Here is a 20,296-nt window from a genome sequence, read left to right as displayed (position 1 = left end):
TACGGCTGACGCACCAAAGGCGCCGGCAGGGCGGCGATGATAAAGGAAGATCGGAACCTGCGACATGCCCCGCCGGTCCAGAATAGGGTCAGGGCAGACAAACCGGTCTAACCTGACTCTTCAGCCAGGTCCGTACCGTGCGGGCCGAAACACCGCGGTGACACCGGCATCAACCAGCCAATGCCGGGCACCGGTGCATAAGGAGTTGGCAATGCCCTCGCTCGATAGCCTGAACACCCTCAAAACCCTCGAAGTGGCCGATCAGACCTACCACTACTACAGCCTTGCCGAAGCGGCACGACAGCTCGGAGACCTGCAGCGCCTGCCCATGTCGCTCAAGGTGCTGCTGGAAAACCTGCTGCGCTGGGAAGACGGCAAGACGGTCAGCAGCGACGACCTGCGCTCGCTCGCCGACTGGCTGCAAGACCGTCGTTCCGATCGCGAAATCCAATACCGCCCGGCGCGGGTACTGATGCAGGATTTCACCGGCGTGCCAGCGGTCGTCGACCTGGCGGCCATGCGCGCTGCCATGGCCAAGGCCGGGGGCGACCCACAGCGAATCAACCCGCTGTCGCCTGTGGACTTGGTGATCGACCACTCGGTGATGGTCGACCGCTACGCCACCCCCAAGGCGTTCAGTGAAAACGTCGACATCGAGATGCAACGCAACGGTGAACGGTACGCCTTTCTGCGCTGGGGCCAGAGCGCGTTCGACAATTTCCGCGTAGTGCCGCCGGGCACCGGCATCTGCCACCAGGTCAACCTGGAGTACCTGGGCCGTACGGTATGGACCCGTGAGGCCGACGGGCGCACCTACGCGTTCCCGGACACCTTGGTCGGCACCGACTCGCACACCACCATGATCAACGGCTTGGGCGTGCTCGGCTGGGGTGTGGGCGGGATCGAAGCGGAGGCTGCCATGCTCGGCCAGCCAGTGTCGATGCTGATCCCGGAAGTGATCGGTTTCAAGCTTACCGGCAAGCTGCGCGAAGGCATCACCGCCACCGACCTGGTGCTGACCGTGACCCAGATGCTGCGCAAGAAAGGCGTGGTCGGCAAGTTCGTCGAATTCTACGGTGACGGCCTGGCCGACCTGCCCTTGGCCGACCGTGCCACCATTGCCAACATGGCGCCGGAATACGGCGCGACCTGTGGCTTCTTCCCGGTCGATGAAGTCACCTTGGACTACCTGCGCCTTTCGGGTAGGCCGCAGCAAACGGTGCAACTGGTCGAACAGTACTGCAAGACACAAGGCCTGTGGCGCCTGCCAGGCCAGGAACCGCTGTTCACCGATACCCTGGCCTTGGACATGGGTGACGTCGAAGCAAGCCTAGCCGGGCCCAAGCGCCCGCAGGACCGCGTTGCGCTCGGCCAGGTCAGCCAAGCGTTCGACCACTTCATCGAACTGCAACCCAAACCGCTGGCCAAAGAGGTCGGCCGCCTGGAAAGCGAAGGCGGTGGAGGTGTAGCGGTGGGCAATGCCGACCAGGCCCGGGAAATCGACTACAGCCACCAGGGCCAGACCTATACCCTGCGCGACGGCGCTGTGGTGATTGCCGCCATTACCTCCTGCACCAACACCTCCAACCCCAGCGTGATGATGGCGGCTGGCCTGGTGGCGAAAAAGGCGCTGGAGAAAGGGCTACAGCGCAAACCCTGGGTGAAGAGCTCGCTGGCACCTGGTTCCAAGGTGGTCACCGACTATTACAACGCCGCCGGGCTCACCCCTTACCTGGACCAACTGGGTTTCGACCTGGTCGGCTACGGTTGTACCACCTGTATCGGCAACTCCGGCCCACTGGACGAGGCCATCGAGAACGCCATCGGTAGCGCCGACCTGACCGTGGCCTCGGTACTGTCGGGCAACCGCAACTTCGAAGGCCGGGTGCACCCGCTGGTCAAGACCAACTGGCTGGCCTCGCCACCCTTGGTGGTGGCCTACGCGCTGGCCGGCAGCGTGCGCCTGGACCTTATCCGTGACCCACTGGGCACAGGCAAGGACGGGCAGCCCGTGTACCTGCGCGACATCTGGCCCAGCCAGCAGGAAATCGCCGACGCCGTGGCCAAGGTCGATACGGCGATGTTCCACAAGGAGTACGCCGAAGTATTCGCAGGTGACGCCCAATGGCAGGCGATCGAGGTACCGCAGGCGGCCACTTACGTGTGGCAGGACGACTCCACCTATATCCAGCACCCTCCGTTCTTCGACGGCATTGGCGGGCCACTGCCAGTGATCGAGAACATCCAGGGCGCGCGCATTCTCGCCCTGCTTGGCGATTCGGTGACGACCGACCACATCTCCCCCGCCGGCAACATCAAGGTCGACAGCCCGGCCGGGCGCTACCTGCGCGAAAAAGGCGTGGAACCTCATGACTTCAACTCGTACGGGTCACGGCGGGGCAACCATGAGGTGATGATGCGTGGCACCTTCGCCAACATCCGTATCCGCAACGAAATGCTCGCCGGTGAAGAAGGCGGCAACACGTTGTACGTACCCACCGGGGAAAAACTCTCGATCTACGACGCGGCCATGCGCTACCAGGCTCAAGGCACACCACTGGTGGTGATCGCCGGCCAGGAATACGGCACCGGCTCCAGCCGCGACTGGGCAGCCAAGGGCACCAACCTGCTGGGGGTCAAGGCGGTACTGGCGGAGAGTTTCGAGCGCATCCACCGCTCCAACCTGGTCGGCATGGGCGTGCTGCCGTTGCAGTTCAAAGCCGGCCACGATCGCAAGCAACTCGGGCTCACCGGCAAAGAGCAAATCGACATCCTGGGCTTGACCGGGGCTCAGGTAAAACCCGGCATGACCCTGCAACTGCGCATCACCCGTGAGGACGGGCAGCAGCAAGACATCGAGGTGCTGTGCCGGATCGATACCGTCAATGAAGTGGAGTACTTCAAAGCCGGCGGCATCTTGCACTATGTATTGCGGCAACTGATCGCCAGCTGAAACTCAGTGACCGGGGCGCACATGCGCCCCTTTTTGTTTCGACGCCTGGCGCTTGGCCTACCAATCAGTCATGATTTGACCCGCACGTCATCATCTGCAATACATCGCCAATAGTGGCGCCTTCTTTCGCGAACGTGCCAGGCTGCTAACGCAATCAAAGCCGCCTGTTCCTGCGCCAGATCAACGAAGTTAAATCTCCATTCAATAAAAACGCTGGCTTGCCGATATCTGTCGAAAGCCTTGCGGATTACTCAGCCCATGCGTAACAACCAGCCGATCACTCAACGGGAAAGGACTTTCCCTGCCCAACAACGCCTGATCTCGACCACCAATGCCAAAGGTGTGATCACCTATTGCAACGATGCGTTCGTCGAGATCAGCGGCTTCACGCGCGAGGAACTGGTCGGCGCACCGCACAACCTGGTACGCCACCCGGATGTGCCCCCTGCGGTGTTCGCCCACATGTGGCAGACCCTCAAGCAAGGCCAGCCCTGGATGGGTATCGTCAAGAACCGCTGCAAGTCGGGTGACCATTACTGGGTCAACGCCTATGTCACGCCGATCTTCGACAACAACCAGGTGACCGGTTTCGAGTCGGTGCGGGTCAAGCCCACCGCCGAGCAGATCCGCCGCGCCGAAGCCCTGTACCAGCGCATCAACCAGGGCAAACCGGCCGTTCCGCGGCGTGACAAGTGGCTGCCAGTGCTGCAGGACTGGCTGCCCTTCATCCTGGTCAGCCAGGTCGGTTTCCTGATCGGTAACTGGCTCGGGCATTCCTGGGGCTTCGCCCTGGCCGCCGCCCTGTCGGTGCCGCTCGGCCTGCTGGGCCTGGGCTGGCAACAACGCGGCCTCAAACGCCTGCTGCGCCTGGCCGAACAGACCACCTCCGACCCTTTGATCGCGCAGATGTTCACCGACAGCCGTGGCGTGCAGGCGCGCCTGGAAATGGCCCTGCTCAGCCAGGACGCGCGTATGAAAACCTGCCTGACCCGCCTGCAGGACAGCGCCGAACACCTCAGCGATCAGGCACGCCAGTCCGATGTCCTGGCCCATAAGAGCTCCTCGGGGCTGGAGCGCCAGCGGGTCGAGACCGAGCAGGTTGCCGCTGCCGTCAACCAGATGGCCGCCACGACCCAGGAGGTGGCCAACCATGTACAGCGCACTGCCGATGCCACGCAGGAAGCCAACCGCCTGACCAGCCAGGGCCGGCAGATCGCCGGTGAAACCCGCGACGCCATCGAGCGCCTGTCGGCGGCCGTGGGTGAAACCGGCGAAACCGTGACACAACTGGCCAAGGACAGCGACGAAATCGGTGGCGTGGTCGATGTGATCAAGGGCATCGCCGACCAGACCAACCTGCTGGCACTGAACGCCGCCATCGAAGCGGCCCGCGCTGGCGAGATGGGCCGTGGCTTCGCCGTGGTAGCCGATGAAGTGCGCCAGCTGGCCCAGCGCACCGCTGAGTCCACAGGGCAGATCCATGGCCTGATTGCCAAGCTGCAACAGACGGCCAACAACGCCGTGCTCACCATGGAGTCTGGCCATCGCCAGGCTCAGGAGGGCGTAGAACGTGTGATGCAGGCGGACCAGGCGTTGGTGGGGATCAGCGAGGCGGTGGCCAACATTACCGACATGGCGACCCAGATCGCAGCCGCCACTGAAGAGCAGACTGCCGTGGCCGACGAGATCAGCCGCAACATCAGCACGATCGCCGAACTGGCCGACCAGACAGCCGAACAGGCGCAGCACTCTGCACAGCTCAGCGAAGCATTGACCACTACCGCCGGTGGCCAATACTCACTGGTGGAGCGCTTCAACCGCTGACAACACAGCGCCCCTTCGCGGCACTAACCTTGAAGGGGCACTACCAACCGAGGGTCAGGCGGCTCTCGAAAAACCGCTCGTCCCCCGTCAACGGGTCGGCAAAGCGCAAGCTGTGTGCCAGCAGCTTCAATGGCCGCTGGTAATCATCTTCCACCTCGAGAAGCGCTGGATAGAACGGGTCGTTACAAATCCCCGCCCCCAGTGCCGCCATGTGCACCCGCAGTTGATGGGTCTTGCCAGTCACCGGCGAAAGGCCGTAGCGCCACAACTCCCCCCGCTTCTCCAGCACCTCGGCCAGGGTTTCGCTGTTATCGTCGCCCTGTACCTCATGCATACGGAAAAACGGCTCGCCATGCACCAGGCGGCTTTTATGCACCCGCGGAAAATCATGCTGGGGCAAGGCCGGGGCGATGGCCTGATAGCGCTTGTCGATACGACGCTCGGGAAACAGACGCTGGTACGCGCTGCGGGTTTGCGGGTTGGCCGAAAACAACACCAGCCCTGCGGTATGCCGATCGATGCGGTGCAACGGCACCAGGTGAGGGTTGTCCAGACGCCGGATCAGACGGCGCAGCAAAGTCTGTTCGACATATTCACCGGTCGGCGTAACCGGCAGAAAATGCGGTTTGTCGGCCACCACCAGATGCTCATCCACATGCAGGATGGTTTCCTGAACCGGGATCGGCCGCTCGTTGGGCACCTCGCGAAAATAGTGCAGACGCATGCCGCGGCGGTAAGGCAGGTCGGCTGCGACCGCCCGGCCTTCGGCGTCGAGCACCCGGCCACGAGCAAAACGGTCAAGCCACTGGGCACGCTCGATCGCCTTGAAATGGTCGCACAGGCAATCAAGTACCGTCGCCCAGTTGCCAGGTGGCAGGCAGACCGTGCTGGCTTGCTGGCGGGCGGGGTCGAATGGCGTGGTCATGGCGAGACTCGGGGCAGGCAGGGCCGGGCATTATCCCCCAACCCCGCCAGCTCAACCAGCCTGGACCACGGCCTCGCTGCGTGCCTTCAGCCAGCGCAGAACCTGCACGGGCTCCCAGCGGCCTGGATCATAGAGCGCATACAGCAAGCCTTGGTAACCCACCACATCCAACCCTCGATGGTACCCGGCCCGCTGAAACAGGGCCTCGATCTCGGCGAAGCAGGTGTTGAAATGGACCTTGCCGAACGGCGTACGGTCATCGGTGACCAGGCCTTCGAGGCGCAGTTCCAGCACGGCGTCACATACCCGCTCCACCGGCATGCGGTTGACGCTGTACTTGAGTTGCTCGACATTGAGCATGGGCTTACCTCGATACTGTATTTATATACAGCATACGAACTTGCACACCCCGCCGTCAATTGATCCACGCCTCACCGCAAACCTGGCAGGTAGCCTGTGCCCCTGCGGATGGTCAGCACTTCACGACGCGGCACGTCCGGGGTTACCGACAGGTGGACCCAACTGTCGAACTCGAGGATCATCTGGTCGAAATTCACTGCGCTTGCGCTCACCCGGCGGACCACCTCCCGATGACTGATGCTGAATATCTTGAAATCTGCAGCCAGCCCGTGCAGGTGCTGGCTACGCGAAGAGCCGCCTATCCGTTTGTTCAGCGCGGGTGAGCGGTAACCACTGCTGACGATCACCGGCAGACCGAACAATGCTCGCACCTGCTCAAGGGCGTGACAGAGTAGATGAAGGTTACTGATGACTTGCTGCGGTGGCGTATTGTCCAGCCCTTCGCGAGAGGCGACCTGCGAGGCAACCATCTCTTCCAGGGTAAAGTTTGGTGTGATGAACATGACTGCATTCTCGACGATGATGAAGTACCGGCGTCTGTCGCCGGTACGGCATCTTCGAGCAACAGCTCAGCGCATGCAGGCAGGCGATGCTTCCCCTGCCGCCATCATTGCGCGAGGAAGGCCACGACCTGTTCAGGATCGAACGGCCAGTGCAGCTCCGCCGACGTATCGCAACGACGCAATACGGGAATGATCAGCCCGTAGCGCTCGAACAGCGCCTCGCTGTCGGCGATATCGACCAGCTCGACCAGCAGACCATGATCGACGAACGGCATGAGCACCGATTCGGCCACTTCGCACAAGTGGCACCCGACGGTGCCGAAGAGTTGGCATTCAGGCAGCATGGGGCGGGACCCGGTTTGGCGTGGATGAGAAGCCTATTCTAGGTCGCTACCGCCCCATGTGCACCTGGCTCGCTCAATCCTGGCTGGTGGCACCGATGCGGTGCAGCGACAGGTCGGCGCCCTGGAACTCCTGCTCATGGCTCAGGCGCAGGCCGAGGACCGCACGGATCAGCCCGTACACCACAAAGCCGCCAAGCAGCGCGATCAGCACCCCTGACAGGCTCCCGATCAACTGGCTGATCAGGCTGACGCCGCCCATACCGCCTACGCTCGCCTGCCCGAAGATGCCACAGGCGATCCCGCCCCATACGCCGCACAGCCCGTGCAAAGGCCATACGCCCAGTACGTCGTCGATCTTCCAGCGGTTTTGCGCGGCAGTGAAGCTCCACACGAACAACACGCCCGCCACTAGGCCAGTAGCCAGCGCACCGAGCGGATGCATCAGGTCCGAACCTGCACAGATCGCCACCAGCCCAGCCAGCGGCCCGTTGTGCAGGAAACCCGGGTCGTTGCGCCCGGCCAACAAGGCTGCCAGGGTGCCGCCGACCATGGCCATCAGCGAATTGATCGCCACCAGGCCACTGACGCCTTGCAAGGTCTGCGCGCTCATGACATTGAAGCCGAACCAGCCGATGATCAGGATCCACGAGCCCAGTGCCAGGAACGGAATGCTCGATGGCGCGAAGGCCACCAGCCGACCCTCACGGTACCGCCCCCGCCGAGCCCCAAGCAGCAGCACTGCCACCAGTGCCAGCCAGCCGCCCATCGCATGCACCACCACCGACCCTGCGAAATCATGGAACGGCGCACCGAAGCGCGCCTGCAGCCATGCCTGAGCACCGAAGTTGCCATTCCATACCACGCCCTCGAAGAACGGGTAAATGAAGGCTACGATCAACGCTGTGGCACACAGCTGAGGCACGAACCGCGCACGCTCGGCGATGCCCCCGGAGATGATCGCCGGTATGGCTGCTGCGAACGTCAGCAGGAAAAAGCACTTGACCAGCGCATAGCCGTGGTCGGCGGCCAGTTGGGATGCCGGGGCCAGAAAACTCGCACCATAGGCAACCCAGTAACCGATGAAGAAGTACACCAGCGCCGAGATGGCGAAATCGCTGAGTATCTTCGACAAGGCATTGACCTGGTTCTTGTGGCGCACGGTGCCCACTTCGAGAAACGCGAAGCCCGCGTGCATGGCAAGCACCAGAATGGCGCCCATGAGGATGAAAAGTGTATTGGAACCGTGGACCAGGGTGTCCATGGCGCTGTGCATGTTGTCCATGAAAAGGCAGACCTGACTGAAAAAAGGCACCAGGACAGTTCAAGAACCTGCATCCATGCACCGGATCGGTGCCAGCCCACTGCCCGGGTACGGTGAACCGAGCGAAGCCTGCGTGGTTTTTCTTGGGTTTGTCGTGGATTGGGTTAAGGTTTATCGGTATATGCCGGGGTCGTTGCCCTTTATCGGCGCACCGCTGCGGTTTACGCCCCGCGTTGTGGCAATCTTCTTTAGCAAGGCCCATACCAGCAACGGAAGTGAACCTTCAGCGCTCAGCGAAACTCGAATGACCTACATATCGACACAGGGAGAGCACCATGGCCAGCAAATCGGCAAAGACTGCACAAGAGATATTGATGGCGGACTTTCAGGCTTTGGTCCGTGACACAGAGAAGCTCCTGGCCGACACCGCCAATCTGGCGGGCGACCAGGCCGATGAGCTGCGTGAGCAGATTCACGAGCGCCTTACCCAGGCCCGAGAAACCTTGCAACTGACCCAGGAGTCGGTACGTGAGCGGGGCCAGGCGGCCTTGGGCAGTGCCGAGCACTACGTACAGGAAAACCCTTGGCAGGCCATCGGCATTGCCGCAGGTGTCGGCCTGCTGATTGGCCTGTTGGCCAATCGGCGTTAAGGAGCTTCCATGGACAATGACGCCATTGGCACCGGCGCTTCGGGCAGGCGCCTGGGCGCCGCGATACTGGGGCTGCTGCATAGCCATATCGAACTGTTCGGTATCGAACTGCAGGAGCAGAAAGGACGCACCCTGAGCCTGTTGCTGTTCGCCGGCCTGGCGCTGGTGTTCGCCCTGCTGCTGCTGACAGCCCTGTCAGGCCTGCTGCTGGTGTTGCTGTGGGACAGCTACCGCCTGGCCGGGATAATCGGCCTGTGTGTGTTTTATGGTGTGGCTGCGCTGTATTGCGGCCTCCGCTTGAAAGCCGCGGTGTTCGACGAGTCTTCGCCGTTTGGCGCCACCCTCGAAGAACTTGCCAAGGATCGGGAGCGTCTGCTGCCATGAGCCTGCCTGAACTACCCAATACACGTAACCCACGAGAGCTGCGCAAAGCCCTGCTGCGCCTGCGCATGGAGATGCACCGCCAGCAAATCCGCCAGGAGTCCGGGCAAATGCTGCAGCCACTGCACCGCCTGCGCGGCATGGGCGGCTCACTGCATGATGGCCTGGGCATCAAGCACGCCCCTCTATGGGGCATTGGTGCGGTGGTGGCGCTGGGCTTTCTGACCGGTAAAGGGGTGCGCAGCGGCAACCTATCGCGGCTGGTGCGCCTGGGCACTACCCTGCTGCCGCTGGTGAAGCTGTATCTGCAAGGCCCACGGCGCTCCTGAGCCACCACCAGAGCCGTCAATCACAGGTGACCCACGCGTTTGCAGCGTGGCTCGCACCTGTGAGCGACGACTTGCCGACGATAAGGCCGGTAGCGATTTTCCGCTTGCACAGCCCCGCGCGACACCGGAAGCTACGCCATTCGACCTACAGGAGAGCGAGCCTTGGACTGGCATACCCTGCTCACCCGCGAGCGCCTGGGCAAAGCCCTGTACAGCCCTGAGGAACTGGGGCGTAGCCCCTTCCACAAGGACCACGACCGGATCATCTTCTCAGGCGCGTTTCGCCGCCTGGGGCGCAAGACCCAGGTTCACCCGGTTTCCAGCAACGACCACATTCACACACGCCTGACCCATTCCCTCGAGGTTAGCTGTGTAGGGCGCTCACTGGGCATGCGCGTCGGCGAAACGTTACGGGGCAGCCTGCCAGACTGGTGCGAACCCAGTGATCTGGGCATGATCGTGCAGTCCGCCTGCCTGGCCCACGACATCGGCAACCCACCGTTCGGCCATTCAGGCGAAGATGCCATCCGCCATTGGTTCCAGCAGGCTGCAGGGCGCGGCTGGCTGGATGACATGACGGATGACGAGCGCGGCGACTTCCTCAACTTCGAAGGCAATGCCCAAGGCTTTCGCGTGCTCACCCAGCTTGAGTATCACCAGTTCGACGGCGGTACCCGCCTGACCTACGCCACCCTGGGTACTTATCTGAAATACCCCTGGACCGCCCGGCATGCCGATGCCCTGGGGTACAAGAAGCACAAGTTCGGCTGCTACCAAAGCGAACTGCCGCTGCTAGAACAGATCGCCCAGAAGCTCGGCCTGCCCTTACTGGAGGAGCAACGCTGGGCGCGCCATCCGCTGGTCTATCTCATGGAGGCAGCCGATGACATCTGCTACGGCCTGATCGACCTGGAAGATGGCCTGGAGATGGAGCTGCTGCAGTACGCCGAAGTGGAAGCACTGTTGCTGGACCTGGTCGGCGATGACTTGCCAGAAACCTATCGCCAGCTTGGCCCTGCAGATTCGCGGCGACGCAAGCTGGCGATCTTGCGTGGCAAGGCCATCGAGCACCTGACCAACGCCGCTGCGAGCGCTTTCGTCGAGCAACAGCAGGCCTTGCTTGCCGGGCAATTGAGCGGCGACCTGGTCGAGCACATGCATGGCCCGGCCAAGCGCTGCGTGCTTCAGGCCAAGGACATGGCACGCAACAAGATATTCCAGGACAAGCGTAAAACGCTGCACGAAATCGGTGCCTACACCACCCTGGAAATCCTCCTCAACACCTTCTGTGCTGCCGCCCTGGAGCAGCATGGCGGGCGCACGCCGTCCTTCAAGAGCCGCCGCGTACTGGATCTGATTGGTAACAATGCCCCCCACCCGCATGATTCTCTGCACAAAGCCTACCTGCGCATGATCGATTTCATCGCCGGCATGACCGACAGCTATGCCAGCGAGATGGCCCGCGAGATGACCGGCCGCTCCAGCCCGACCTGAACCTGGGTGCTGCCGCATGCCTTTACGCATGCGGCCCCTTTTATTGAAGGATATTTCCTACAAATATCGTCAACTGTTAAACAGAAAGAGTATCTCCAAATAAAAAGTTACCAATGGACCTTTGACACTGAATCAAACTCTTACGCTTCGTAGCTCAAATTGCTTTCCACTGTAAGCCATTTCCCATATACGTTTAATCGCCCCACTTCACACCCCATGTCAGATGCAACTGGGTTAAGGTGCCCCCTGCCCCGTCATCCGCCGTAGGGAAGTTGAACATGCACTCCGTATTTATTGTCGATGACCACCCCGTCATCCGCCTGGCTGTCCGTATGCTGCTTGAAAACCAGAACTACAAAGTCGTCGGCGAGTCGGACAATGGCGTGGACGCCATGCAGATGATCCGCGAAACGCTGCCCGACCTGGTGATTCTGGATATCAGCATCCCCAAGCTAGACGGCCTGGAGGTCCTTTCGCGCTTTCAGGCCATGGCGTTGCCGCTGAAGGTGCTGGTCCTCACCGCGCAATCGCCCGCGCTGTTCGCCATACGCTGCATGCACTCGGGTGCAGCAGGCTATGTGTGCAAGCAGGAAGACCTGAGCGAGTTGCTCAGCGCTATCAAGGCGGTACTTGCCGGATACAACTATTTCCCCAGCCAGGCCATCCACATCGACCACGAAACAGCGGATACCGATTTGCGGCTTTTCCGCCAGGTCAATGATCGTGAACTTATGGTGCTGCAACTTTTCGCCCAAGGGCGCAGCAACAAGGAAATTGCCAAAGGCATGTTTCTGAGCAACAAGACCGTCAGCACCTACAAGAAGCGCCTGATGCAGAAACTCCAGGTCGACACCTTGGTCGACCTTATTGAAATGGCCAAACGCAACGCGCTGGTCTGAGGTGTCACATGGCGCGACTTCTTGCCTGGCTGGCCCTTGCACTGCCATTGGCCTGCTGCGCAGCGCAGGCTTCTCAGCTTGAGGCGGTGCCGTATTCCCTGCTTTCCCGCTCCTCGGCCCCACCGGTCACCCCACAACTGACCGCGCAACAGCGGGAATGGCTGATGGCCCGCCAATACCTGAAGCTGGGCACGTCTGCACCCGACTATCCGCCGTTCGACATAACCAGTGGCGGCCGCGACTATCAAGGCCTTACCGCCGAATATGCCAGCCTGATCGGCAAGGTCCTGCAAGTGCCGATTCGAGTGCTGCGCTACCCCAACCGGCAAGCTGCGGTAGAGGCGCTCAAGAAAGGTGAGATCGACCTGCTCGGCAGCGCCAATGGCTATGAAGCAGCGAGCGATGGCCTGGCGCTTTCGGACCCTTATGCCGTGGACCAGCCAGTGCTGGTGACCCGCGAAGACGAACGCCGCACACTCAACCCGGGCATGGCGGGGATGCGCCTGGGCATGCTGTATCACTATCTGCCCCGAGAAGAAGTCAGCACTGTCTATCCCAAAGCAGAACTGCTGGCCTTCGGTTCATCTTCCCAAGCCCTCAATGCCGTAGCGTTCGGGCAGGCTGACGTGTTCATCGGCGATACCATCTCCACGCACTATCAGCTCAACCGCGGCCACCTGCCGCGCCTGCGCATGGCCAGCTTCGGCAAACATGAAAGCGTCGGCTTCAGTTTTGCGATGCGTGCGCAAGATACCATTCTCAAGGATCTGGTGAACCTGGCCCTGGATCGCCAGCCAGCTGCCGTGCGCGCCAGCATCTTCAAACGCTGGAGTGCCGGCAGCGACCTGCTGCTGAGCGAGCGCAAACTGCAGCTCACGGCCGAAGAAGAGCAGTGGTTGCGCCGCCACCCTGTGATGCAGGTGGCTATCGACGAAACGGCTGCACCGCTGTCGTATTTCGACGGCAATGGCCATTTCCGCGGGATCACCGCCGACCTGCTGGACCTGATCCGCCTGCGTACAGGCCTGCGCTTCGAAGTGCAACGCGCCAACGGCATCGCTGAGATGATCGCCCGACTCGAGGACGGGCGCGTGAACATGATCGCAGCGCTTGCCGTGGATGACATGAGCGAGGAGCACTTGCAGCTCAGCCGGCCGTACCTGGAAAGCACCTATGTGCTGGTGACGCGCACCGAAACGCCCCAGTACACCTCACTGGAACACTTGCAGGGTCGGCGCATCGCCATCACCCGCTACAGCGAAATGTCCGAACTGCTGACAACCCGATACCCGCAGACCGGCTGGATCGAGACCGAGAGCCCCTACTATTCCATGGCACTGCTGAGCAGTGGTGCAGTCGATGCCGTCATCACGACCTTGATCGATGCCAATCATGCCGTGGCAGGTAACGCCAAACTGGTGATCCGCAGCACGGTCGGTACCGAGCCTGCGAGCTTCGCCATGGCCACCTCCGCACAGGAAACAGAATTGGCATCGATCCTGGACAAGGCGCTGCTGAGTATTTCGCCGGAAGAGCTGGGGGTGATCAACAACCGCTGGAGTGGCTACAGCCAGCATGACGACAGCAACTGGCTGGGTTTCAAGCGCCTTGCCATGCAAGTGTTGCTGGGGACCGCTGTGCTGCTGTTGGCCGCGCTGCTGTGGAACGCCCGGTTGCGCCGCCAGATCAAACAGCGCCAGCACGCCGAACGCGCCCTGAGCGATCAACTGGAGTTCATGGGCGCACTGCTCAACGGCACCCCGCACCCCATGTACGTAAGGGACAGAGCGGGCTGTTTGCAAAGCTGCAATGCCAGTTACCTGGAAGCGGTGCAGGCGACCCACGAAGAGGTCATCGGCAAGCGCCTGGAGGACAGCCTGTTCGCAGGGTCGGACAGCACTCGCCAGATCCATGCCGACTATCTGCAGGTGATGGCCGCCGGCGTTCCGTTGATCATCGACCGCCCCTTGCGGCTCAAGGATCGCGAAATCACCATCTACCACTGGATCCTGCCGTACCGTGATTCACTCGGTGAGGTCCAGGGTATCATCGGTGGCTGGATCGACATCAGCGAGCGGCGCAAGCTGGTGCAGGAGCTGCGCGAGGCCAAGCAATTGGCTGATGATGCCAACCGCGCCAAAAGTACCTTCCTGGCTACCATCAGCCATGAGATCCGCACCCCGATGAACGCGGTCATCGGCATGCTCGAACTGGCGGTCAAGCGTGCTCATCAAGGGCAGATCGATCGCACCTCCCTGGAAGTCGCCCACCATTCGGCCAAGGACCTGCTGGGCCTGATCGGTGACATCCTGGATATCGTGCGTATCGAGTCTGGCCACCTGTCCCTTGCACCCGAGCCGGTCGACCTTGCGGCGCTGGTCGAATCGGTGAGCCGCGTGTTCGATGGCCAGGCACGGCAAAAAGGCCTGGCCTTCGACGTCGAGATCGACCCCAGCGCCCGCTGCCACGTCCTGCTCGACCCCTTACGCTTCAAGCAGATCCTGTCCAACCTGATCAGCAATGCCATCAAGTTCACCGGGCAGGGTCAGGTGCGCATCAGCCTCAGCCTGCATGAAGAAGCCCCCTCAGTGCCTCCGAGCCTGGAGCTGGAAGTGCGTGACACCGGCATCGGCATTCACGACGATGACTTGCAACGGCTGTTCAATCCCTTCGTTCAGGCCAACCCACACAGCCAGGGCGCTCGCGCCGGCACCGGCCTGGGCCTGGCCATCTGCCGTAGCCTGTGCGAAATGATGGGCGCGAGCCTGAGCATCAAGAGCGTGCCGGATTTCGGCACGCAGGTTCGCTTCAGCGTCCCGCTGCAACGTGTAGACGCTCTGCCGCCGCAGGTGCTGGAAGCCGATGACATGGACGTCCCCGATGCCCGGCTGAAGGTGCTGGTGATCGACGACCACCCGGCCAACCTGATGCTGATGGCGCAACAGCTGGGCTACCTTGGCCTGAGCCAGGCCACTGCCAGCGATGGCAGCGAAGGCCTGGAAAAATGGCGCGAAGGGCAATTCGACGTGATCGTCCTCGATTGCAACATGCCGCACATGAACGGTTATCAGCTTGCCGCTGCTGTGCGCGCCGAAGAACGCCAGAACGGGCGCACTCCCTGCGTTATCCTGGGCTATACCGCCAACGCCCAGCCCGAAGTCAGGCAGAAATGCCTCAGTGTCGGGATGGACGACTGCCTGCTCAAACCCATCAGCCTGCGCACCTTGAGCCAACGCCTGGCCAATATCGCCCCCCGGCGGGAGCGGCCCGCAAAGGAGGCACCGTTCGATCTCAAAGGTCTGCGCAATATCGTTGGCGATAACCCCAACGACCGTGAGCGGTTTCTCAAGGCGTTGCTGATGAGCCTGCAGCAGGACTTGGCAACGCTCATGGGCCTGAACCCTGAAGCCCAGCCCGAGGCCATCGCCGAGCAGGCACACAAGATCCTCAGCGCGGCGCGGATGCTGGAAGCGCAGCACTTGATGGCGGCCTGTGAGGCCTTGGAACAGAACGGGTTGCCCGCAGCGCAGCTGAAACAGCGGCGACAGGCTTTGGCACGGCACATGCGCCGCGTAGAGAAAGCCTTGGCCAGAGAACTGACCAAGCCTTGATGAAGCGGCCGCCCGAACGGGCGCCGCTTCAGCCGAGCATCAGGAAGCCGGGTTGATCGGCTTTTCCGGGTACCAGGCGTCCAGCAGCGGGCTGACTTCGATGGAGGTCAGTTCGCTACGGCCTTTGAGCCAGGCTTCGACAGCGGCACGTTGCTCTTCGCTGACCGAGCCACGTTCTGCCAGGCAAACCAGGCCGAAATCATCACCACCGACATAGTCCAGGCCGTTGGCGTCCATGGCTTCTGCCAGGAAGGCGTCGAGGAAGGCATCGATGGCTTCGTCGGACAGGTCTTCCTTGAAACCCAGGTTCAATTCGAAACCCAGCTCCTGGAATTCATCAACGCACAGCTTCTTGCGCAGACGACGGGAACGGTTGGTAGCCATGAAACAATCCTCTTGAGTAATAACGCGCGGCACTTTAACAGTTTCCGCAGTACAACGGCGCTTTTCCGTCGAACGTGGCGCATCAGTGCTGCGCTTGGGGCATAATGCGCACTATATTTCGTAGAGGGGCCATCATCTCTTACAGCCCCTATGTCTTTTTCCCTCGTCCGCAGGGTATGAATCTCATATGATCAAATCGCTCCGCCCCCTCGTTCTCGCCGGCATGCTCCTGCCGTTCGCCCTGCCCAGCCAGGCTGCGGCTGTAAACACCACGCTGCCACCCAAGGTTCAGCAAGCGCTCAAAGCCAGCAAACTGCAGGACAGCGCACTGTCACTGGTGATGCTGCCGCTCAATGGCCCTGGCACGCCGACCGTGTTCAACGCCGATGTGTCGGTCAACCCGGCCTCGACCATGAAGCTGGTCACCACCTATGCAGCCCTCGAACTGCTCGGCCCGACCTTCCAGTGGAAGACCGAGTTCTACACCGATGGCACCCTGAGCAACGGCGTGCTCAACGGCAACCTGTACCTCAAGGGCGGCGGTGACCCCAAGCTGAACATGGAGAAACTGTGGCTGCTGATGCGTGACCTGCGCGCCAACGGCGTGCGCACCATTACCGGCGACCTGGTGCTGGACCGCAGCCACTTCGTACAGCCCAACCTGCCGCATTTCAATGATGACGGCGGCGACATGAACAAGCCCTTCCTGGTCAAGCCCGACTCCTTGCTGGTCAACCTCAAGGCCCTGCGCTTCGTCGCCCGCAACGATGGCGGCAAAGTGACTGTCGCCGTTGAGCCACCCATTGCGAGCATTCGCATCGACAACCAGGTCAAGGCAGTTGCCTCCAGAAAGTGCACTGGCGATGTACGCTACAACCCGGTGCCTCAAGCCGATGGCATGAGTGTGGTGGTCAGCGGCCAGTTGGGCGATGGCTGCAACTCGCAGACCTACCTCGCGCTGCTCGATCACCCGACCTACGCCGCCGGTGCCGTGCGCGCGATCTGGAACGAGCTGGGTGGCAGCATCCAGGGCCGTGACCGCATCGAGAACGTGCCCAAGGGCGCTCGCCTGCTGGCACGGGCCTTCTCGCCCGACCTGGTGGAGGTGATCCGCGACATCAACAAGTACAGCAACAACACCATGGCCCAACAGCTGTTTCTGAGCCTTGGCGCACAGTTCCGTACCGACGCCGATGGCGACGATGCCCGCGCCGCCCAACGCGTGATTCGCCAGTGGTTGGCCAAGAAAGGTATCACCGCGCCGCACCTGGTGATGGAAAACGGCTCGGGCCTGTCGCGTGCTGAACGGGTAAGCACCCGGGAAATGGCTGCATTGCTGCAAGCGGCGTGGAATAGCCCCTACTCCGCCGAGTTCATCAGTTCGATGCCATTGGTGGGGATGGACGGCACCATGCGCAAGCGCCTCAAGCGCACCGCCATGGCCGGCGAAGGCCACATCAAGACGGGCACCCTGAATACCGTACGCGCCATCGCGGGTTTCAGCCGTGACAGCAACGGCAATACCTGGGCAGTGGCGGCGATCCTTAACGACCCGAAACCCTGGGGTGCATCGCAGGTACTCGACCAGGTACTGCTGGACCTGTATCGCCAACCCAAGGCCGGTAACCGGACGGCAGGCGTCAACCCATGATCTGACTCCAACAGATCCGGCCTCATCGCCGGCAAGCCGGCTCCCACACGGACTTGCGCAGGCTTCAGAAATTGGGCAGGACCGCTGCCTCCACAGGTACAGCGCAGGCCTTAAGTTCTGCGCGGTTGGGGGTGGGGGCCGGCAAGCTGGCTGCCACTTGGATTTGCGCCGGCTTTTAGAAATTGGGCAAGGCGGGGGCTGTCACAGGCAAAGCGCAGGCCTTGAGAACTGCGCGGTTGGGGTGGGAGCCGGCTTGCCGGCGATGAGGCCGGTACGCACGCCTCAGCTCAATTCTGCCTCGACACGATCCCTGCCTGCCTGCTTGGCTGCATAGACGCCAGCATCAGCCCGCAGCAACAGGGCATCGGCACCCTCCCCCGGCCGCCATCCAGCCACGCCAAAACTGGCGGTCACTTTGCCAACGCCTTCGACAGGCACGTTGCGCACGCCGTGCCACAGTTCCATCGCCAACAGCCGCGCCTGTTCGGCGCTGCTGCCTGGGCACAGCACCATGAACTCTTCCCCGCCAAGCCGGCAGAAAACGTCGGTACGCCGCAAGCGCTGACCGATGCGCTGGCACAAGCTGCGCAGCACATGATCCCCCACGGCATGACCGTACTGGTCGTTGATCCTCTTGAAGTGGTCGATGTCGAGCATGATCACTGCCAGTTCCTGATCATCACGCTGGGCTCGGTCCAGTTCGGCCTTCAGCCGCTCCTGGAAGTAGCGGCGGTTGTGGATACCGGTCAGGGCATCGGTCACCGACAGCTTACGCAAATCCTCCTCCACACCCTTGAGGTCGGAAATGTCGGTCAGGTAACCATGCCAGAGCGTGCAACCGTCTTCACCGACCTCGGGCGTGGCCTCGCCGCGCACCCAGCGCAAACCGGCTTTGGGCAGGCACACCCGGTACTCTTCACGCCAAGGGGAGAGGTGTTCGGCCGAGTCGCGCACAGAGCGTCGCACGCGCTCAAGGTCATCGGCATGAATGCGCTCGAACACAACCGTGGCGTCCTTCTGCAGCAACTGCAAGTCGATCTCGTAGATATCGAACAGCCCTTGGCTGGCGTAGGGGAAACATGAGTGGCCGTTGGCGTCCAGGCGATACTGATAAATGCCGCCCGGCACCTCGGCACTGAGCTTCTCCAGCAGCCGATCACGCATCGCCAGCGCCTCATGCACACGACGCTGCTCGGTGACATCGATGCAAATTGCCAGGTAACCCACCCAAAGCCCTTGCTCGTCGAGCACTGCGGTGACCAGCATGTTGGCCAACAGCTGGCTGCCGTCCTTGCGCACCAAGGTCCACTCGCCTGGCTGCGCGCCACCGCCCTGCAAGGTCTCGGCGAACATCGCCTGGCCACCGTCAATCTGACGCCCGTAGCGCAGGCTCAGGGCATGGGCGCGCTGGCTGAGTTCCTCAGGCAGGACCAGGTGTTCCAGATGAAGGTGCCCGACCGCTTCGCTGGCCGCGTAACCCAGCATGCGTTCGGCACCGGCATTGAAAGTACTGACCACGCCCTTGAGGCTGGTCGCGATGATCGCGACCTGGGTAGCGGCATCAAGCACACTGCGCAGCTGATTATGCGTCTCGCGCAACGACTGCTCGCTGACCCGCAACTGCGCGGTACGCTGCTCCACCAGCTTGAGCGCCCGTTGCCTCTGGCTGAACAGGCTGTACAGCAACGCACTGAGCAACAGGCTCAGCAGGCCACCGAGCAAGCCCACAGCCAGTGCTGCCGAGGAGCGGTTGCCCTGCATGAATACCTGGCTGGGGCGGATATCAAGCTGGTAATGATGGTCGGCCAGGTGCAGCAGCTGCGTGCTGACCAACGCCAACGGCGCGGCCGGGTTCTGCGAGTCGAACAACAGCTCATGGCCATCGCGCCCACTGGGGTCGACGATGCGTACCACCAGGTTGTCCTCGGCAATGGCCGGCAGGCCGTCCGTGATCAGTTGCCGCAGGTTCAGCAGCGCCATGACATACCCTGCAGGCCCGTCAGCCTGCGCGGTGTAGAACACCGGCGCGACCATCAACAGCCCACGGGCGTAGCCCGGCGCGACACTGATCATGTCCAGCGGCGCCGACACTGCCATGCTGCCGGGCTCCACGGCACGCATCAAGGTCTGGTCACGTACCGCCTGGCCGCGCAGGTCCATACCGTAAGGTTGCCCCTGCATCTGGGTTGCCTGGGTGTAAAGCACCGGGTAGTAGTGATCACGCGGCGGCGCCGGGTGCCAATCGCCCCGCTCGTCCAGGTCACGGATCAGGTAGGCCTGACCCAACGCAGCACTGGCCTGGCGCTCGAACGCCCGCCGCTGCGCGCCTTCGACCCGCGGCGCCCACGAGTAAGCCTGGGTACGACGCAGCAAGGGGCGGGCGTAGCCGTTGAATTCGCCTGGGGTGACGTCGTTGGAGAAGCTGAAAAAACGGCGCAAGCTGTCCAGGCGCTGCTCCTGGTCATCGAAGCGCTCGGCGATGCGGCTATAACGCTCGCTGGCCAGCAGCTCGAAGCGCTGGCGCAGTTGCTGCTTGTAAAACGCATGCGTGGCCAGCGCCAGGGCAATCGACAGCAAGCTGCCGGCCACCAGCGCCACCAACGCCACTGCCCAGGCAGCCATCGCCTGGCTGCACAGGCCCAACACCTTCGCACGCACGCCATACTTCGACATAGATCGGTCTCGTCACGTCAGCGTCCTGCGAAAATCATGGCCCTGTGCTGAGTT

16 protein-coding genes are annotated in these 20,296 nt (G+C 62.1%); 9 read left to right on the top strand and 7 right to left on the bottom strand.

Features of this window, described 5'->3' with window-relative positions:
- The first annotated feature begins 211 nt into the window (after window positions 1-211).
- The gene (acnA, locus tag ABRP30_RS08230; protein WP_267822241.1) at window positions 212-2,953 is read left to right on the top strand and encodes an aconitate hydratase AcnA; all 2,742 of its coding nucleotides are present in this window, start codon (window positions 212-214) and stop codon (window positions 2,951-2,953) included.
- Between the two features lie 258 nt (window positions 2,954-3,211).
- Entirely contained in the window at window positions 3,212-4,777 is a 1,566-nt protein-coding gene (locus ABRP30_RS08225; RefSeq protein WP_267822239.1) for a PAS domain-containing methyl-accepting chemotaxis protein, read from the top strand.
- A gap of 40 nt (window positions 4,778-4,817) precedes the next feature.
- On the opposite strand, the gene ABRP30_RS08220 is transcribed toward ABRP30_RS08225, so the two are convergent.
- The 5 genes from ABRP30_RS08220 to ABRP30_RS08200 all read right to left on the bottom strand — a co-directional run bounded on the left by ABRP30_RS08220 (window position 4,818) and on the right by ABRP30_RS08200 (window position 8,191).
- On the bottom strand, window positions 4,818-5,702 hold the full coding sequence (locus ABRP30_RS08220) for a pseudouridine synthase (RefSeq protein WP_267822237.1): 885 nt from the start codon (window positions 5,700-5,702) through the stop codon (window positions 4,818-4,820).
- A gap of 51 nt (window positions 5,703-5,753) precedes the next feature.
- Window positions 5,754-6,062 (bottom strand): transcriptional regulator, encoded by a 309-nt coding sequence (locus tag ABRP30_RS08215; protein WP_267822235.1) that lies wholly within the window; start codon window positions 6,060-6,062, stop codon window positions 5,754-5,756.
- 71 nt (window positions 6,063-6,133) lie between these two features.
- Window positions 6,134-6,565 carry a D-Ala-D-Ala carboxypeptidase family metallohydrolase gene (locus ABRP30_RS08210; protein WP_267822233.1) on the bottom strand — a complete coding sequence of 144 codons (432 nt, stop codon included), beginning with the start codon at window positions 6,563-6,565 and terminating at the stop codon, window positions 6,134-6,136.
- Between the two features lie 104 nt (window positions 6,566-6,669).
- Window positions 6,670-6,909: a glutaredoxin family protein gene (locus tag ABRP30_RS08205; protein WP_267822231.1), complete on the bottom strand. Its 240-nt coding sequence runs from the start codon at window positions 6,907-6,909 to the stop codon at window positions 6,670-6,672.
- 73 nt (window positions 6,910-6,982) lie between these two features.
- Window positions 6,983-8,191 (bottom strand): ammonium transporter, encoded by a 1,209-nt coding sequence (locus tag ABRP30_RS08200; RefSeq protein WP_267822229.1) that lies wholly within the window; start codon window positions 8,189-8,191, stop codon window positions 6,983-6,985.
- A 314-nt stretch (window positions 8,192-8,505) separates the two neighbouring features.
- Here ABRP30_RS08200 and ABRP30_RS08195 point away from each other — a divergent pair, with 314 nt between their 5' ends.
- The 6 genes from ABRP30_RS08195 (at window position 8,506) to ABRP30_RS08170 (ending at window position 15,534) form a co-directional block, all read left to right on the top strand.
- Window positions 8,506-8,820 carry a YqjD family protein gene (locus ABRP30_RS08195; protein WP_012313531.1) on the top strand — a complete coding sequence of 105 codons (315 nt, stop codon included), beginning with the start codon at window positions 8,506-8,508 and terminating at the stop codon, window positions 8,818-8,820.
- Between the two features lie 9 nt (window positions 8,821-8,829).
- The gene (locus ABRP30_RS08190; RefSeq protein WP_241803136.1) at window positions 8,830-9,204 is read left to right on the top strand and encodes a phage holin family protein; all 375 of its coding nucleotides are present in this window, start codon (window positions 8,830-8,832) and stop codon (window positions 9,202-9,204) included.
- Window positions 9,201-9,530, top strand: a complete 330-nt coding sequence (locus ABRP30_RS08185) for a hypothetical protein (RefSeq protein ID WP_241803135.1) — start codon at window positions 9,201-9,203, stop codon at window positions 9,528-9,530. The genes ABRP30_RS08190 and ABRP30_RS08185 overlap by 4 nt, the downstream gene beginning before the upstream one ends.
- A 162-nt stretch (window positions 9,531-9,692) precedes the next feature.
- Window positions 9,693-11,024, top strand: coding sequence for a deoxyguanosinetriphosphate triphosphohydrolase (locus ABRP30_RS08180; RefSeq protein ID WP_241803134.1), 1,332 nt, complete (start codon window positions 9,693-9,695; stop codon window positions 11,022-11,024).
- Between the two features lie 278 nt (window positions 11,025-11,302).
- Window positions 11,303-11,923: a response regulator transcription factor gene (locus ABRP30_RS08175; RefSeq protein WP_267822226.1), complete on the top strand. Its 621-nt coding sequence runs from the start codon at window positions 11,303-11,305 to the stop codon at window positions 11,921-11,923.
- An 8-nt stretch (window positions 11,924-11,931) separates the two neighbouring features.
- The gene (locus ABRP30_RS08170; protein ID WP_267822224.1) at window positions 11,932-15,534 is read left to right on the top strand and encodes a transporter substrate-binding domain-containing protein; all 3,603 of its coding nucleotides are present in this window, start codon (window positions 11,932-11,934) and stop codon (window positions 15,532-15,534) included.
- Between the two features lie 39 nt (window positions 15,535-15,573).
- Here the strand turns inward: ABRP30_RS08170 and ABRP30_RS08165 are convergent, their stop codons facing one another.
- A complete protein-coding gene (locus ABRP30_RS08165) occupies window positions 15,574-15,918 on the bottom strand; it encodes a YggL family protein (RefSeq protein ID WP_267822222.1) in 345 nt (114 codons plus the stop codon).
- 187 nt (window positions 15,919-16,105) lie between these two features.
- Here ABRP30_RS08165 and dacB point away from each other — a divergent pair, with 187 nt between their 5' ends.
- The gene (dacB, locus tag ABRP30_RS08160) at window positions 16,106-17,569 is read left to right on the top strand and encodes a D-alanyl-D-alanine carboxypeptidase/D-alanyl-D-alanine-endopeptidase (protein WP_267822220.1); all 1,464 of its coding nucleotides are present in this window, start codon (window positions 16,106-16,108) and stop codon (window positions 17,567-17,569) included.
- A 282-nt stretch (window positions 17,570-17,851) separates the two neighbouring features.
- On the opposite strand, the gene ABRP30_RS08155 is transcribed toward dacB, so the two are convergent.
- Window positions 17,852-20,242: a diguanylate cyclase gene (locus ABRP30_RS08155; protein ID WP_349974586.1), complete on the bottom strand. Its 2,391-nt coding sequence runs from the start codon at window positions 20,240-20,242 to the stop codon at window positions 17,852-17,854.
- Between the last annotated feature and the right edge of the window lie 54 nt (window positions 20,243-20,296).

It is taken from the genome of Pseudomonas sp. WHRI 8519, from assembly GCF_040224055.2.
In the GTDB taxonomy this organism is placed as follows: domain Bacteria; phylum Pseudomonadota; class Gammaproteobacteria; order Pseudomonadales; family Pseudomonadaceae; genus Aquipseudomonas; species Aquipseudomonas putida_X.
This window is presented reverse-complemented; position numbering and strand designations above follow the sequence as displayed.